The sequence below is a fragment of the Bacillus sp. B1-b2 genome (assembly GCF_009183415.1).
GTDB lineage: Bacteria > Bacillota > Bacilli > Bacillales > Cytobacillaceae > Niallia.
Map to the genome: position 1 here is coordinate 66,093 of NZ_WEHU01000012.1, position 15,568 is coordinate 81,660.

The following is a 15,568-nucleotide window of genomic DNA, read 5'->3' on the forward strand; positions in this document are numbered from 1 at the left end:
TGATGAGCAAAATAAATGATTCGTAAATCTAAAAGTCTTATACTGAGATAGAAGGGCAGTTAAAGATTAACTAACATTATTAATGGAGGAATTTATTATGAGTTTTTCTGGTAAAGTAGTATTAATAACAGGTGCAGCTGGTGGAATCGGAATTGCGGCTGCTAAGAAGTTTGCTAATGAGGGAGCAAAGCTAGCATTAGTGGATTTAAAGAAAGAGAATCTTACAAACATTGCTAAAGAAATAAATAGTGATGATATTTTATTATTAGAAGGAAATGTTGCAGTAGAAGAAGATGTTAAAAGCTTTGTGCAAGCAACGAAAGATCATTTCGGTAGCATTGATGTATTTATAAATAATGCAGGAATTAATGGAGCATTTGCTAATCTTGTTGATCAAACATCTGAAAATTTTGATGCAGTAATTAACGTAAACCTTAAAGGTGTATTTTATGGCCTTAAATATGTATTAAAAGTAATGAATGAACAAAAAAGTGGTGCAATTGTAAATACAGCTTCTAATGGGGGATTACTGGGAGCTCCTGGCATGGGATTATATGTTGCTTCTAAACATGGAGTGATAGGTTTAACAAAAACAGCTGCTTTAGAAGGTGCTCCATACAATGTAAGAGTCAATGCTGTTGCGCCATCTGGAGTAGATACACAAATGATGCGATCTATTGAAACGAATGCAATGCCAGGGAATGAAGGTAACGCTAAGGAACAATTTGAAGCATCTGTTCCACTAAAACGCTACGCAACTGCTGAAGAAATTGCTAATTTAATGGCATTTTTAGCATCAGAAGAAGCTTCCTTTATCTCAGGATCTTACTACCGTATAGATGGTGGTCAAGGGGCTACTTCTGCTTAAATATAATAAGAGCTAAAAAGTAATTGGGTGAAAACTCAATTACTTTTTTTCATTAAACGTAAATTTAATGTATATTTCCGTATCTTTTGTAGGGGCAATATAAAATAAAGTGTATACTGAAAGAGGATGGAATGGAGGGAAATAACTTGTTAAAAAAACCAAAAGCAATTTTTTTAGATATGGATGGAACCATTTTAAATCATCAGAATAAAGTTAGTCTGAAGACAAAAGAACTAATTGATGATTTACGTAAGGAAGGAATTTTTGTGTTTATCGCCACTGGTCGTTCCTATGATGAGATACATTCCGTTGTTCCAGAAGGTTTCCAAGTGGATGGATATGTAACATCGAATGGAATGGCTGGATATGTGGGGGAAGAAATATTATTTCAGCATACCCTTTCTTTAGAATTAGTTGAAAAAATAGTGGAAAGAGCACGTGCAAATAAAGTATATTATGAGCTTTTTCCATATGATGAGCAAAGAATGACATTGATTCAGGATAAAACCTATATGATGGATGAAATTAGAGATCCAAAGCCTGAAAGCGTTGGGATTAATGAGTGGTTGTCTCGAAAAGAAGCCATTGAACATAAGATTTCTTGGAAGGAATCTATCTCAGGAACCAAATTTTCGAAGTTTTATTTCTTTTCTAGATCTAAAGAACATATTCAAGAGTGGATTGAAGAATTAGAACAGATGAAACAGGAAATAAACTTTAGTTCGTCTTCCTCTTCTGAACATAATGTGGAAGTAATGGTAGCAAATGTACATAAAGCGACAGGAATAAAGGAAATGTTAGAAAGATTTCACATTTCTGTAGAAGACACAATGGGAATCGGAGATAGTAACAATGATATTCAAATGCTTCAATATGTCTCCATGCCAGTTGCGATGCAAAATGCAGCAGATCATATTAAAGAACTAGCATTAGAAGTGACGGAATTAACTTGTGATGAAGACGGAGTATGCCACTTCCTAACAAATCGTTTCAAATCACATGTTTAGTCCTCAATTATTCTTTATATTCCACTGCACTTTACAAAAACCTAGTTGACAGTCATTTTTCTAAATGTTATAAAAAGATTAAACGTTTACAGTTGTTTGTAACAAAATTAGTACGGTTACCTAAAGAATAATTGGATACTTGAAAGGGTATTCTATTATTTTATTAGGTTTTTTTTGTAGTAAAGTTACTGTTTTTTAATAGTGGAGAATCTACCCCCTGATAGGGAAACATAAGGGTTGCTCCAAGAAGGACCATAGAATGGACTAAATTATTCAAAATATAAGGGCGAGTGTAGATGGAAATAAAAAAAGTGCTTAATAATAATGTTATTCTATCAGAGGATGCTAATAATCAAGAGATTGTAGTAATGGGAAGAGGACTAGCTTTTCAAAAAAAAGTAGGGGACATGGTTGATTTATCAAAAGTAGAGAAGACCTTTGTTCTAGAAAAGCAGGGTGTTTCTGATAAGTTAGCAGATTTGTTAGCAGATGCCTCTGAGCTATATCTTGATATTGCATACAAAATTTTAACGTACGCTAAATCGCAATTATCCTATAAATTAGATGATTATTTATATGTGGCACTAACGGATCATTTAAGCTTTGCCATTAGTCGCCATAAGCAAGGAATTGAATTAAAGAATGCCTTACTTTGGGAAATAAGAAAATACTATAAGCAAGAATTCAAAGTAGCATTAAAAGCATTAGAAATTATTGAAAGTGAGACAAATGTGAAACTGGGTGAGGATGAAGCAGCTTCCATTGCTCTTCATTTAGTTAATAGTCAGTTGACTGGAGAAAATGTAGAAGCGGCTGTACATGTTACCAAGATGGTAAATAGTATCCTAAGTATTGTGAAATATCATTTCAATATGACTTTAGATGAAACATCTATTAATTATGAGCGCTTTCTAACACATCTACGTTTCTTTGCTCTACGCTATCTGAGAAAAGAAAAAACAGAGGAAGAAGCAGATGTATTTCTGTTCGAGCAAGTAAAAAATAAGTATGACAATGCCTATCAATGTACAGAGAAAATCGCGAATTTTGTGAGGAAAACGTATAATTGGGAAATTACGAATGATGATAAAATTTATCTTATTATCCATATTCAACGGGTTACGAACCGTCATGAGTGGAATGAACAAAAGAAATAGAGAGAGAAAGCCTAAATATCTGACTTAGCAAGTGAATGGATGCTTGAGTTAAGTCAAATATTTAGGTTTTTATTTAAGCAAGGAGGATTTATAGTGGATTATAAGCAATTAGCTAATAAGATACTAGATTTAATCGGTGGAGAAGAAAACGTTTACTCTGTCGTACATTGTACTACTAGGCTCAGATTTAAGTTAATAGACAAAAAGCAGGCAAATAAACAGGCTTTAGAAAGCCTACCAGAAATTATACAAGTAATGGAGGTAGGTGGGCAATTTCAATTAGTGATTGGTAGTGATGTTTACGAAATATATAAAGAATTAATGGAGACTGCTGATTTGGATCATGTATTGAAAAAAAACAACCTTTCTATTCACAAAGAAGGTCCTTTGAGTAAATTTATTGACATTATTTCAAGTGTATTTTCACCAATGGTTGGTGCTTTAGCAGGAGCAGGTATTTTAAAGGGATTATTAACCATTGCATTAGCAATAGGATTGCTTTCTGAAGAGGATGGAGCATATTTGGTACTTTATGCTGCATCTGATAGTTTATTTTATTTCTTACCCCTTATACTAGCATTTACATCTGCCAAAAAATTTAAAGCAGATCCTTTTGTAGCAGTAGTAATAGCAGGATCACTTATCTATCCTGATCTTATAGTTGCTTATGAGAGCGAAATAAAATTGGATTTCTTCGGTATACCGATTTTATTAACTAACTATTCTTCTTCTGTTATTCCAATTGTGTTGGCTGTATATAGTATGTCAAAAATTCAGCCACTATTAAACAAGTGGTCACATGCTGCTATACGCCCTTTTTTTACTCCAATGGTTTTAATTACTATAATGGTTCCATTTACTCTGTTAGTGTTTGGGCCAGTTGGAAATTATGTTAGTGACTGGTTAGCCTATATGTATGAATGGATTTATGATGGTAGTGAGGTCCTTGCAGGAGCATTTATGGGAGCCTTATGGCAAATTTTAGTTATATTTGGATTGCATTGGGGAATTGCACCTATTGTCACCAATAATTTAAGTAGTTTTGGCTATGATACATTGGCAGTTATCATTACCCCAGCTATATTCGCACAAGCAGGAGCAGCTTTAGGTGTTTGGTTAAAAGCGAAGAAGAAAGAAGTAAGATCAATAGCTGCTTCTGCAAGCTTAGCTGGAATCTTTGGTGTGACAGAGCCAGCTATATACGGTATAAACCTCCGTTATAAAAAACCATTTATTATTGGTTGTGTTTCAGGTGGAATAGGAGGTGCACTTGCTGGATATTCTGGAGCTAAATCGGCTGGAATGTCTTTTCCTGGACTGGCATCTTTGCCCGTATTTTTTGGAGAAGGATTTGGAATATTCCTTATAAGTATTGCTATTGCCTTTGGTGTAGCTGCATTTTTGACTTATATTATTGGATTTGAGGCTAAAGAGGATAAAACCGATGATAATATGAAGCCTAATTTGACCACTCTGGAATATGATAATAAAGGTGTTAACGGAATAATTCTTCAAAGTCCTTTTCAAGGTGCATTATTTCCTTTATCAGAAGTTCCTGATCCAGTTTTTGCTTCAGAGGCCATTGGGAAAGGCGTTGCCATAATCCCTGTTGAAGGGTTATTGTATGCACCCATTAGTGGAGTTGTTTCGACTGTCTTCCCAACAGGACATGCTATCGGACTGAGATCTGATGATGGAGTAGAAATATTAATTCATATAGGAATTGATACGGTGCAATTAGACGGAAAATATTTTGAGACTCTTGTAGAAGAAGGGCAGCAGATTGGGCAAGGGGAGTTAATAGGTAGATTTGATATTCAAGAGATTACGGCTTCTGGATTTAATATTATCACACCTGTTATCGTAACAAACTATTTAGGCTATCTAGATGTTTTGACTGTAGAAGTTGAGAATGTGGCAGTAGGAGAACGAATTGTAACTGTCATAAAATAATTTTTTTAAATAGAAAAGAAAACGTTGACATATTTTTAGTACGGTGGTAAATTAAGAACATAAATTAATTATTCGGTTTAGGATTGTTACTGATAAGCAGGCAAAACCTAAGCTACCTTTACTAAATAGAAATTATTAGAATGCATATTTTATTGTATGTAAACTAATATTCTATGTATAGAGGTAGTTTAGGTTTTTTTTATTGAATAAGACTTGTTTTAGGAAATGAAACAATTCTAAACGAAAAAGAATCGGGGCGGCCACCCCAATCCTTTTTGAAAATAATTAAATACCTAAAAAATTCTGGAGGTATCCTTATGGATCATAATAAATTATCCAAAGATATTTTGCAACTTGTAGGTGGAGAAGAAAACGTTAACAACGTTATCCATTGTATGACTAGACTACGTTTTAATTTAAAAGATAACAACAAAGTTAAGCGCTCACAATTAGAGTCTCTTGACGGAGTAATGGGAACGAATATTAGCGGTGCCCAGTTTCAGATTATTATCGGAAATGAAGTACCTAAAGTTTATAAAGCTATTTTAGAAAATAGCAAACTTAGTGATGGAGCATCAAGTGGTGGTACACAAAGTGGAGGAAAACAAAATGTAATAAGTGCCATTTTTGATGTTATCTCTGGTGTATTCACTCCGATTTTACCAGCTATCGCTGGTGCGGGGATGATCAAAGGGATTCTAGCCATCTTTGTATTACTTGGCTGGGTAGCAGAAGGAAGTCAAACACATACTATATTAAATGTTATTGGAGACGGGGCATTTTATTTCATGCCAATTATCCTAGCAGTTAGTGCAGCAAGAAAATTTGGAAGCAACATGTATATTGGGGCAGCAATAGGTGCGGCTATACTTCACCCGAATTTATCGGCATTGTTTGCAGCAGGTGACCCAATTTCATTTATCGGACTACCAGTTACGATTGCAACTTATTCTTCAACTGTTATTCCAATTCTATTAGCAATCTGGATTGCTTCCTATGTAGAAAAATGGATTGATCGTGTAACACATGCATCACTAAAATTAATTGTTGTTCCAACAGTAACATTACTAGTAGTAGTACCAGTAACATTAATTACGGTAGGACCGCTTGGAGCAATCCTTGGTGAGTATTTATCAACTGGAATTAACTTCTTATTTGAAAATGCAGGTTTAGTTGCGATGATTCTTTTAGCAGGTACATTCTCTGTTATTATTATGACAGGTATGCACTATGCGTTAGTTCCAATCATGATTAACAATATTACAGTTAATGGCTTTGATTATATGATTCCAGCAATGTTCTTAGCGAACATGGGGCAAGCAGGGGCATCATTTGCAGTAGCATTAAAAACAAAAAGTCCAAAATTTAAATCTCTTTCTTATTCTGTGAGTGTTACAGCATTAATGGGTATTACAGAACCAGCAATGTATGGAGTTAACGTACGTCTGAAAAAACCATTTATTGGAGCATTATTAGGTGCAGCAGTCGGTGGTGCATATATGGGTATAACAAAAGTAGCAGCATATATTCTAGCAGGTGCTGCAGGTTTACCAGGTATCCCAGCTTTCATCGGACCAACATTTGTTCATGCAATGATCGGTTTAGTAATTGCTTTCATAGCAGCAACTATTATTTCTTATCTAATTGGATTTGAAGACGTTGTAGAAGAAGGGACAAAAGAAGAAGCTCCAACTACTGTTAAAGAAGAAGTAGTAGCGACTGCTTTCACTTCTACACAAGTTCATAGCCCAATCACTGGAGAAGTAAAACCATTAAGTGAAGTTAATGATCCAACTTTTGCACAAGAATTAATGGGTAAAGGAATTGCAATCTATCCTGAGGTGGGAGAAGTAGTTTCACCAGTATCAGGTACTATAACAACACTTTTCAAAACAAAGCATGCTATTGGTATTACAAGTGATACAGGTGCTGAAATTCTAATTCATGTAGGTTTAGATACAGTACAATTAAATGGTCAATACTTTACAACTCATCTAGAAGAAGGAGCAAGAGTTAACGTTGGAGATAAAATTACTTCTTTTGATATTGAAGCAATTAAAGGCCAAGGTTATGATGTAATTACTCCTGTTATTATTACAAACACCAATTCATATGCAGATATTACAGCAGTAATGTCTGGAAAAGTGAAAAAGGGAGAAGTATTATTAGACCTAGCAACTAACTAAAGAGTGAAAAACCTTTCATCTAGTCAAATAGGTGAAAGGTTTTTTTGCGTTAAAAAGTAACATTATAATAAATCCCTACTATTCATATTTGATATTACTAGATTATCTTCCAAATTCTCTCTTATCTATGATATATTATTAATAAAAACAGGGAACAGAGTGATAAGATGTTAAAGCAATTCTTATTAGATAGCTCAGAAAAAAATAATATAAAAAAGCAGCTATATAAATTTATACATACTCATAAAAGAACTTCCAAAATTGAAATGCTCCAAGCCTTTCATCTTCCTCAAACAACCTTAACCCGCATGATCTACGAGTTAGAGAATAAAGGATATATCTTAAATGTGGGAAAAGGAGAGCCATCTGGTGGGCGGCCACCTACCTATTATGCAATCGTACCAGATGCTGCTTATATTATTGGTGTTGATATATCAAGAACCCATGTAACTGCAATGTTAACAAATATGCTATTTGAAGAATTAGAGAGAATTCATTTTAAGCTAAATAGAGAGGATACTCCTGAAAAGGTGATTCCAGACATAATTGATTCCTTAAAGGAAATATTAAAAAAGCATCAAATAAATGAAGATACATTATTAGGAATTGGGATTGGTTCTGTGGGACCACTTGATAGGGAAAAAGGAGTTATTTTAAACCCTGATAGTTTTGTAGCTAAAGCATGGCTTGATGTACCAATAGTGCAAATGTTGAAACGAGAATTTTCTGTGCCCATTACTCTAAACAATGGGGCAAATACAGCTGCATATGCTGAATATTACTTAAATAGCTTGGTAGAGGATTCCATTCTTTATTGCATTAATGGGTATGGGGTTAGAACGGGATTTTTAGAAAGAGGACTCTCTGGTAATAGTCAAGCTGGTGATTCTAGCGCAGCTGGTCATATTGTAATTGATATCAATGGAAAAGAGTGTAGTTGCGGAAAAAGAGGATGTTTAGCAACATATACTACTTATGATGCATTAATAAAAGAAATACAAGAGCAAATAGGGTTGACTGTATCTGATAATCAGGTTAATGCATTTGAGTATATTATGGAATCATTAGAAAAAAATGACACTAATGTAAAAGAGATTGTTTTACGTTCTGCTTCCTATTATGGTATTGGTTTAAGTAATATAATAAATATTTTACATCCAACAAAAGTGTTTCTTCATGGTAAGCTGATTTACCAGTATCCTGCTTATTATCAAGAAGTAGTGAAAACGATAAAAGACAACCTATATATAAATACCAATATCACCATTCAAAAAAGCACTATAGGAGAGAAGTCGGTTGCATTAGGTGGAGCTATTGAGATTTTTAATTCATATTTAAATTCACAAACATAAGATAAAAAACATGAGAAATCATGTTTTTTTTATTTTCCAAGAAAAGATAGTTAATGTAAGTTCAATGCTTTTATCCGTTTTGAGTATAAGTTATGATATGATGAACTAATAATATAGGAGTAGAAGGGGGCAATCATATGAAGCTAGAAGGCCTTATTAATGAAAAGTATGCTTCTCTAAGTGAAGGAGAGCTTGCGATTGCCAAATACATTTTAGAAAATAAAGAAATAATCCATAAATTAAGCATTAACCAACTTGCGAATAATAGCCTAACATCTAAATCTTCGGTTCTGCGATTTGCACAGAAATTAGGATTTTCCGGTTTTACAGAATTAAAGAACTTTATGAAATGGGGAAATTTCTTCTCCGATGAACAGGTAGAAAATAGTAATCTAGATGAACGGATTATAACTAGTGTTACTAATACGATAGAGCACTTAAAAAACGCTAATATGGAAGAACTATTTAGAGCTATTAAGGAAAGTGAACATATTTATATTATTGGGACTGGATGGGCACAACAGAATCAAGCATCAGAATTACAGCGAATGTTCTTAGGTATGGGAAAAGAGATGCAGGTACTGCCATTTGGGCATACTAGTCTTTATCAAGTTATGATTGAAAGAATGTGTGAGAAGGATTTACTAATTATCTTTTCAGGATCAGGTAATAATCCTTTATTAAAGGAAGCGTTAACGACACCTATATTAAAGAATGTCAAAATACTAGGGATAACAGCTAGTGAAAATAACTGGTTAGCAAATAATTCTACCTTTCACATAAATGCACAAATAGACGCACCCACTACGGATACTGCTATCTATTCCTTATATAGTCCCATTCACGTTATTATTGAAGTAATTGTTTACAATTATGTAGAATTTATTAATAGAAGAATATAAAAAGTACCCTATATGGTCAGCTTCTTCTTAAAAACCTTGTCTTTTAAAACGGCAAGGTTTTTTTATAATGTGGATGATTTTCTCATTGCTTATAGGTTTTAAAATAACTTCCCAAACTATGAAGCGCTTTCCCAAACTAGTGAAAAGGTCTCCAAAAATTAATGCAATAACATATAATACGTATAGAGGGCGCTTTCATAAATGATATACATGATAAGAGAATTAATTTTGATCACAATATTAGTAGCTTATTAGTCCAGAAATGGATTTGTCTCAGGAAGCAAATATAGGGGAGGCAGGAAAATATGAAATACGAACAATTAGCAAAAGACATAATAGAGAATGTCGGTGGAAAAGAAAACGTTAATAGTGTAGTACACTGTATCACACGTTTGCGTTTTAAATTAAAGGATGAAGGTAAAGCGAATACGGAAGTCTTAAAAGAAATGGATGATATTATAACCGTTATGAAAAGCAGTGGACAATATCAAGTAGTTATTGGAAATCATGTTCCAGACGTTTATAAAGACGTAGTTGCAATTGGGGGTTTTGAAAATAAAACACAAGTTGCAACTGATGAAGATACTCAGGGGGATAAACAAGGACTTTTTAATAAATTTATAGATATGATCTCTGGTATCTTTGCACCAACATTAGGTGTGTTAGCAGCAACTGGTATGATTAAAGGGTTCAACGCTTTATTTGTGGCATTAGGATGGTATGCAAATACAACAGGAACTTATTACATCTTAAATGCAGTAGGAGATTCGTTATTTTACTTCTTCCCCGTGTTCTTAGGTTATACAGCAATGAAGAAGTTTGGTGGTAATCATTTTATTGGTATGGCAATAGGAGCTTCATTAGTTTATCCAAGCTTAGCCGGTTTGACAGCTGGTGAGCCGCTTTACACGCTGTTTGCTGGCACCTTATTTGAATCACCAATTCATATTACATTTCTAGGTATTCCGGTTATTTTAATGTCTTATTCGTCATCTGTTATACCAATTATTTTAGCAACTTTTGTTGGTTCAAAAATAGAAAAATGGTTAGCAAAGGTTATTCCAGATGTTGTAAAAAACTTCTTAGTACCATTCTTAACTTTATTAGTTATTGTTCCATTAACATTTATTGTCATTGGACCAATTGCAACATGGGTAGGAAAGTTATTAGGAGAAGGAACTCTTTGGATATATGATTTAAGTCCAATTCTTACAGGATTAGTAGTAGGTGGATTATGGCAAGTATTTGTTATGTTCGGGTTGCATTGGGGATTAGTACCAATTGCGATCAACAATATTAGTGTACACGGTAGTGATTACATTTTAGCATTTAACTCAGCAACATCTTTAGCAACTGCAGGTGTGGTATTAGGTATATTAGTAGCTACAAAGCAAAAGCAATATAAAACGTTAAGTATTCCTGCATTTATTTCTGCAGTATTCGGGGTTTCAGAACCAGCACTTTATGGAATGACACTTCCGTTAAAAAGACCCTTTATCATCACCCTCATTACATCTGCTATAGGTGGAGTAATTATGGGAATCATGGGTACAAAAGCATATATGATGGGCGGACTGGGGATTTTTGGTCTTCCAACAAAAATTAGCCCAGATGGCGGTTTAGATATGGGCTTCTGGGGTGCAGTTATTGCAATGGCATCTAACTTAGTAGTAGGTTTTACATTAACATACTTCTTCGGAATTGATAGAAAGAAAGAAAAAGAAGAACTAGAGAAACAAGCACAAAAAGCTGCTGCTAAAGAAGATACAACGGAAAATAAAACGATAACTATTAGCAATGAAGATATCGCTAGTCCTTTAAAGGGAGAAGTGAAAAAATTATCTGGTATTGAAGATGCTGCATTCTCTTCTGGCCTACTTGGAAAAGGAGTTGCCATTGTTCCAACAGAAGGCAAATTAGTTTCTCCTGTTAATGGGACGGTTTCCGCAATATTTCCAACAAAGCATGCTATTGGGATAACAACAGATACTGGAGCAGAAGTCTTGATGCATATTGGAATGGACACAGTGCAACTTGAGGGTAAATATTATTCTACATCCATCCAACAGGGAGATAGAGTAGAAAAAGGCCAACTGTTGATAGAGTTCGACATAGAAGCAATTAAGGCAGCAGGATATCCTATTGTTACACCAGTTGTGGTTACAAATCATGATCAGTATAAAGAGATTATTGTTGCTGATGAACAAGCCGTTGATTTCGGTGGGAAAATTATAACAGTAACTGTATAAAAGTAAAAAAGGGAGAGGGGAACTTTCCCTTTTTCTAATAGAAATAAAAAAGACATCCTTATTCACTAAAAGGATGTCTTTTACTTAAACGGGTAATAAAGCACAACATTTTTTATACTTTTTACCACTCCTACAAAAGCACATATCATTTCGATCTGGAAGCGTGTGACCAGTTTGGATAAATTGTTTCTTCCATTGACCTTTAATAGTATTTGTTAATAATTTCATGCGATTGGTTGAGTAAGCATAGATGATTTGATAGCTTTCACAGAAATAATCGAAATTCTTCCCTTCCTGCTCATTCCTGTTTCTCGGACATCCACCATGGCAGTATTTAAAAAACTCACACTCTTTGCACTTAGATGATACATTCTCTTTCTTCGTTAGAAAGGTATCATAAATGGTGTTATTTAGAATGTCTGTTAAACTATCTGTTCCGATATTTCCCAAACATAAATCTTGATCTATATAGAAGTCGCAAGGATAGGCATTTCCATTAGACTCTAGAACTAACATTTTTGGACATGCTTTTCTATGCGTGCATAAGGAACCTTCTTGATGTAAGGAGACACTTAAATATTCATCGAAAAAACGAATCGAGGTTTCAGGAGTTCCCTCATTAAACCAAATATCGAATGCGTCACAGAGAAACTGACCATATTCCTGTGGTGTAATTAGAAACCTTCCTGGTGTATGGATATTTTGTGAGCGAAAATCCATACAAGGGATAAATTGAATATACTGGAATCCCTCTTTTGTATAGAAGTTCATTAAATCTTGGCCTCTTAACACGTTATCTTCATGAATGACTGTAAGTATGTTAAAATCCACACTTGCCTCTTTTAAATGCTGAATACTGTTCATTACTTGAGCAAAGCTTCCTTTTCCACCACGATTTGGTCTTCTTTTATCATGTATTTCGGCAGGACCATCAAGACTTACGCCAACTAGGAAGTTATATTTCTTAAAAAACTTTGCCCATTCCTTTGTGATAAGCGTACCGTTTGTTTGCAAGGCATTACTTATTACTGTGCCTTTTTTGGCATATTTTTTTTGCAATTCTATGACTTTTTCAAAGAAAGGAAGACCGGCGAGAAGAGGTTCTCCTCCTTGCCATGCAAAAGACATATATCCAGTGCTATAATCGGCATATTCTTTAATAAATTTCTCTAAAACCATCAAATCAAAGGTTTGAATATTGTTCTTATTCTCAAGACTACTATAATAGCAATAATCACATGCTAGATTACAGCCTTCAGATACAGTCTTTAAAAGGACAGTTCCCATTGGTGCAGAAAGTAGATTTTGTTTCATTCTAGATTACCACCTTAGATGATTTTGTATCTCTTTATTACAGCATAAAGATTTTTGAAACTACTATGATAAATATCACAGTGGGGTATTTCAACGAACACTAAATAACTTTTCCCAAAATGGCGGGTAATTTCCCAACTTGAACGCATCAAGCCAAAAATAAGCGAAAAGGCTATATAATAGAAAGTAATAAAAATAATAATAATTTACTAGATGAGAGGAGAAGAAATAATATGAGAGCAGTAATGGTGATGTTTGATACTTTATCTCGAAATTTTCTTCCAAATTATAATAATGAATGGGTATATGCACCTAATTTTAAACGCTTACAGGAAAAGACGGTTACATTTGATCAATTCTATGGAGGGAGTATGCCTTGTATGCCTGCAAGAAGGGAATTGCATACAGGTAATTATAATTTCTTGCATCGTGCGTGGGGACCACTTGAGTCATTTGATGGATCTGTGTTTGAAAACTTGCAAAAAGATGGAATATATACTCACTTAGTAACAGATCACTCCCACTATTTTGAGGATGGGGGAGCAACCTATCATAATCGCTATTCTACCTGGGAAGGATTTCGTGGGCAGGAAGGGGATCGATGGATTGCAAGAGGCGAAGCCCTTCCAAATGAGAATAATCATAAAATGAATAAAAATGGCCTATCTGTCCTTCAGCATTATGCAAATAGAACTAGACAGCAAAAGGAAGAGGATATGTCTAGTGTTCAAACAATTGCTGCCGGTCTTGACTTCTTACAATCACATAAAGATCTAGATGATTGGTTCTTACAAATAGAATGCTTCGATCCACATGAACCTTTCTATGTGCCAGAAAAATATAGGAAGATTTATGATTGTGTAGATAGCAAGGATATACCTTACTGGCCAGCATATCAGTCTGTAAATGAAGGAGATTACGAAGAAAAAGATTTCGAAGCTCTTCAAAAAGAATATGCTGCTTTAGTTAGTATGTGTGATTACCATCTTGGAAAGATATTAGATTATATGGATGAGCATGATATGTGGAAAGATACCATGCTAATTGTCGATACTGACCATGGTTTCTTATTAGGAGAACATAATTGGATTGGAAAAAACATTGCTCCATTATATGAGGAAGTTATTCATATACCTTTCTTTATTCATGTACCAAATGTAACAGTGGCTGGTACTAGATGTGATGCGCTTTCCCAGACCATTGATATTCCAGTTACTTTGATGGATTACTTTAATGTTCCATTTGAAAATACTATGGTTCTTGGAAATTCTCTTCTTCCAGTTTTAGAGAAAGAAAAAGAAAAAAATCATGACACTGTATTATTTGGAACACATGGCTCCTATGTAAATATTCATGATGGTAGATACACGTATATGAGAGCTTCTACTAATGAAGAGAACGGCCCATTATTCAACCATACATTAGCGGTTACCAATATGAGAGGATTCTTAAGTCAAGAATTAATAAATGATGCAGAACTCGTACCAGGAACGGCTTTTACAAACAATTCACCACATCTTAAGATCCCTGTGAAGAACTGGTACAACACCTTTAAGACTGGAAACTTGTTATTTGATCTGCAAAAGGATCCACAACAGGAGAATCCTATTGTTGACGATAAACTAGAGATAGAAATGAGTAAGAAATTGGTGGATTTAATGCAAAAAAGTGATGCACCAGAAGAACAATATGTGCGATTGGGATTAGAGAAAAATAGTAAGTAATTTAGAATACTATATGGGCTCCTTTGTGCTAACAAAGGAGCTAAAAAGTTGAAGTAGGGGAAAAAGTAGGTTCTTATTAAATAGAAATTCTGCATTTTCTTCTTATATAAATGTTGGATAAATATTAATTTTATAAAGATATGTTTACTTTTATCCAAAATGGATAAAAGTGTGTTATGATATAAATAAAGAACAGGAAGCTCATTCGTTCTATTCTTAAAATAGATTGAGGGAGATATCATGAAAGAAAAAGTATCATTGTTAGAAATTTTTTGGGTGTTTTTTAGGATGAGTCCGATCACTTTCGGTGGTGGCTATGCCATGATACCTATTATTGAAAGAGAAATTGTCTTTAGAAAAAAGTGGATGAAAATGCAAGAGGTTTCGGATACATTAGCTTTAGCAGGAACTGCACCTGGGGCTATTGCAATTAATGCTTCCATTTATATTGGTTATCGGATTCGAGGAATACTTGGAGCACTTATAGCCATGTTCGGAGCACTTATACCAACCTTTATTATAGTTGTAACATTAGGTAGTTTATATTTATATTTTCAAGATAATACGTATGTAAATGCAGCGTTTAAAGGAATAAGTGGGGCTGTAGTAGCTTTAATTACGTATGCTGCTTTTAAAATTAGTAAGACATCTATTATTGATAAATCTACAGCAATATTATCTATGATTATGGTTTTAGGAATGATTATATTAAAGCTTCATCCTATTTTAGTGATTGTATTAGGCGCTATACTTGGGATTTTGATAACAAAGATAAAAGAGAAACTAGGAATTGTGGTTCAGTTTGAAAAAGAAGAGCAGCAGACTAATGCTAGCCAAACCGATCAAGCAAGCTAGA

11 protein-coding genes are annotated in these 15,568 nt (G+C 34.2%); 10 read left to right on the forward strand and 1 reads right to left on the reverse strand.

Translation table 11 applies throughout. The features are described from left to right. Positions 1-97: 97 nt before the first annotated feature. The 8 genes from F9279_RS13320 (at position 98) to F9279_RS13355 (ending at position 11,674) form a co-directional block, all read left to right on the forward strand. A complete protein-coding gene (locus F9279_RS13320) occupies positions 98-868 on the forward strand; it encodes an SDR family NAD(P)-dependent oxidoreductase (protein WP_152113786.1) in 771 nt (256 codons plus the stop codon). Between the two features lie 146 nt (positions 869-1,014). Then, entirely contained in the window at positions 1,015-1,875 is an 861-nt protein-coding gene (locus F9279_RS13325) for an HAD family hydrolase (RefSeq protein ID WP_152113788.1), read from the forward strand. Positions 1,876-2,171: 296 nt separating this feature from the next. Continuing rightward, a complete protein-coding gene (gene licT, locus F9279_RS13330) occupies positions 2,172-3,032 on the forward strand; it encodes a BglG family transcription antiterminator LicT (RefSeq protein ID WP_152113790.1) in 861 nt (286 codons plus the stop codon). A gap of 93 nt (positions 3,033-3,125) precedes the next feature. After that, entirely contained in the window at positions 3,126-4,985 is a 1,860-nt protein-coding gene (locus tag F9279_RS13335) for a beta-glucoside-specific PTS transporter subunit IIABC (protein WP_152113792.1), read from the forward strand. 317 nt (positions 4,986-5,302) lie between these two features. After that, the gene (locus F9279_RS13340) at positions 5,303-7,171 is read left to right on the forward strand and encodes a beta-glucoside-specific PTS transporter subunit IIABC (RefSeq protein ID WP_152113794.1); all 1,869 of its coding nucleotides are present in this window, start codon (positions 5,303-5,305) and stop codon (positions 7,169-7,171) included. 167 nt (positions 7,172-7,338) lie between these two features. After that, positions 7,339-8,523, forward strand: coding sequence for an ROK family transcriptional regulator (locus F9279_RS13345; protein WP_152113796.1), 1,185 nt, complete (start codon positions 7,339-7,341; stop codon positions 8,521-8,523). Between the two features lie 137 nt (positions 8,524-8,660). Continuing rightward, positions 8,661-9,425: a MurR/RpiR family transcriptional regulator gene (locus F9279_RS13350; RefSeq protein ID WP_152113798.1), complete on the forward strand. Its 765-nt coding sequence runs from the start codon at positions 8,661-8,663 to the stop codon at positions 9,423-9,425. 305 nt (positions 9,426-9,730) lie between these two features. Next, positions 9,731-11,674 carry a beta-glucoside-specific PTS transporter subunit IIABC gene (locus F9279_RS13355; protein WP_152113800.1) on the forward strand — a complete coding sequence of 648 codons (1,944 nt, stop codon included), beginning with the start codon at positions 9,731-9,733 and terminating at the stop codon, positions 11,672-11,674. A gap of 84 nt (positions 11,675-11,758) precedes the next feature. On the opposite strand, the gene F9279_RS13360 is transcribed toward F9279_RS13355, so the two are convergent. Continuing rightward, on the reverse strand, positions 11,759-12,988 hold the full coding sequence (locus F9279_RS13360; RefSeq protein ID WP_152113801.1) for an anaerobic sulfatase maturase: 1,230 nt from the start codon (positions 12,986-12,988) through the stop codon (positions 11,759-11,761). Positions 12,989-13,221: 233 nt separating this feature from the next. Between F9279_RS13360 and F9279_RS13365 the strand changes: the two genes are divergently transcribed. Together F9279_RS13365 and F9279_RS13370 are read left to right on the forward strand one after the other, a co-directional pair. Beyond that, a complete protein-coding gene (locus F9279_RS13365; RefSeq protein WP_152113803.1) occupies positions 13,222-14,712 on the forward strand; it encodes a sulfatase-like hydrolase/transferase in 1,491 nt (496 codons plus the stop codon). A 240-nt stretch (positions 14,713-14,952) separates the two neighbouring features. Beyond that, positions 14,953-15,567, forward strand: coding sequence for a chromate transporter (locus tag F9279_RS13370; RefSeq protein ID WP_152113805.1), 615 nt, complete (start codon positions 14,953-14,955; stop codon positions 15,565-15,567). The last annotated feature ends 1 nt before the right edge of the window (position 15,568 follow it).

Excerpts from the sequence above, each read along its gene's own strand:
- F9279_RS13355 (WP_152113800.1), top strand. The coding sequence starts at position 9,731 with ATGAAATACGAACAATTAGCAAAAGACATAATAGAGAATGTCGGTGGA.
- F9279_RS13345 (WP_152113796.1), top strand. The coding sequence starts at position 7,339 with ATGTTAAAGCAATTCTTATTAGATAGCTCAGAAAAAAATAATATAAAA.
- F9279_RS13370 (WP_152113805.1), top strand. The coding sequence starts at position 14,953 with ATGAAAGAAAAAGTATCATTGTTAGAAATTTTTTGGGTGTTTTTTAGG.
- F9279_RS13350 (WP_152113798.1), top strand. The coding sequence starts at position 8,661 with ATGAAGCTAGAAGGCCTTATTAATGAAAAGTATGCTTCTCTAAGTGAA.
- F9279_RS13360 (WP_152113801.1), bottom strand. The coding sequence starts at position 12,988 with ATGAAACAAAATCTACTTTCTGCACCAATGGGAACTGTCCTTTTAAAG.
- F9279_RS13365 (WP_152113803.1), top strand. The coding sequence starts at position 13,222 with ATGAGAGCAGTAATGGTGATGTTTGATACTTTATCTCGAAATTTTCTT.
- licT (WP_152113790.1), top strand. The coding sequence starts at position 2,172 with ATGGAAATAAAAAAAGTGCTTAATAATAATGTTATTCTATCAGAGGAT.
- F9279_RS13340 (WP_152113794.1), top strand. The coding sequence starts at position 5,303 with ATGGATCATAATAAATTATCCAAAGATATTTTGCAACTTGTAGGTGGA.
- F9279_RS13320 (WP_152113786.1), top strand. The coding sequence starts at position 98 with ATGAGTTTTTCTGGTAAAGTAGTATTAATAACAGGTGCAGCTGGTGGA.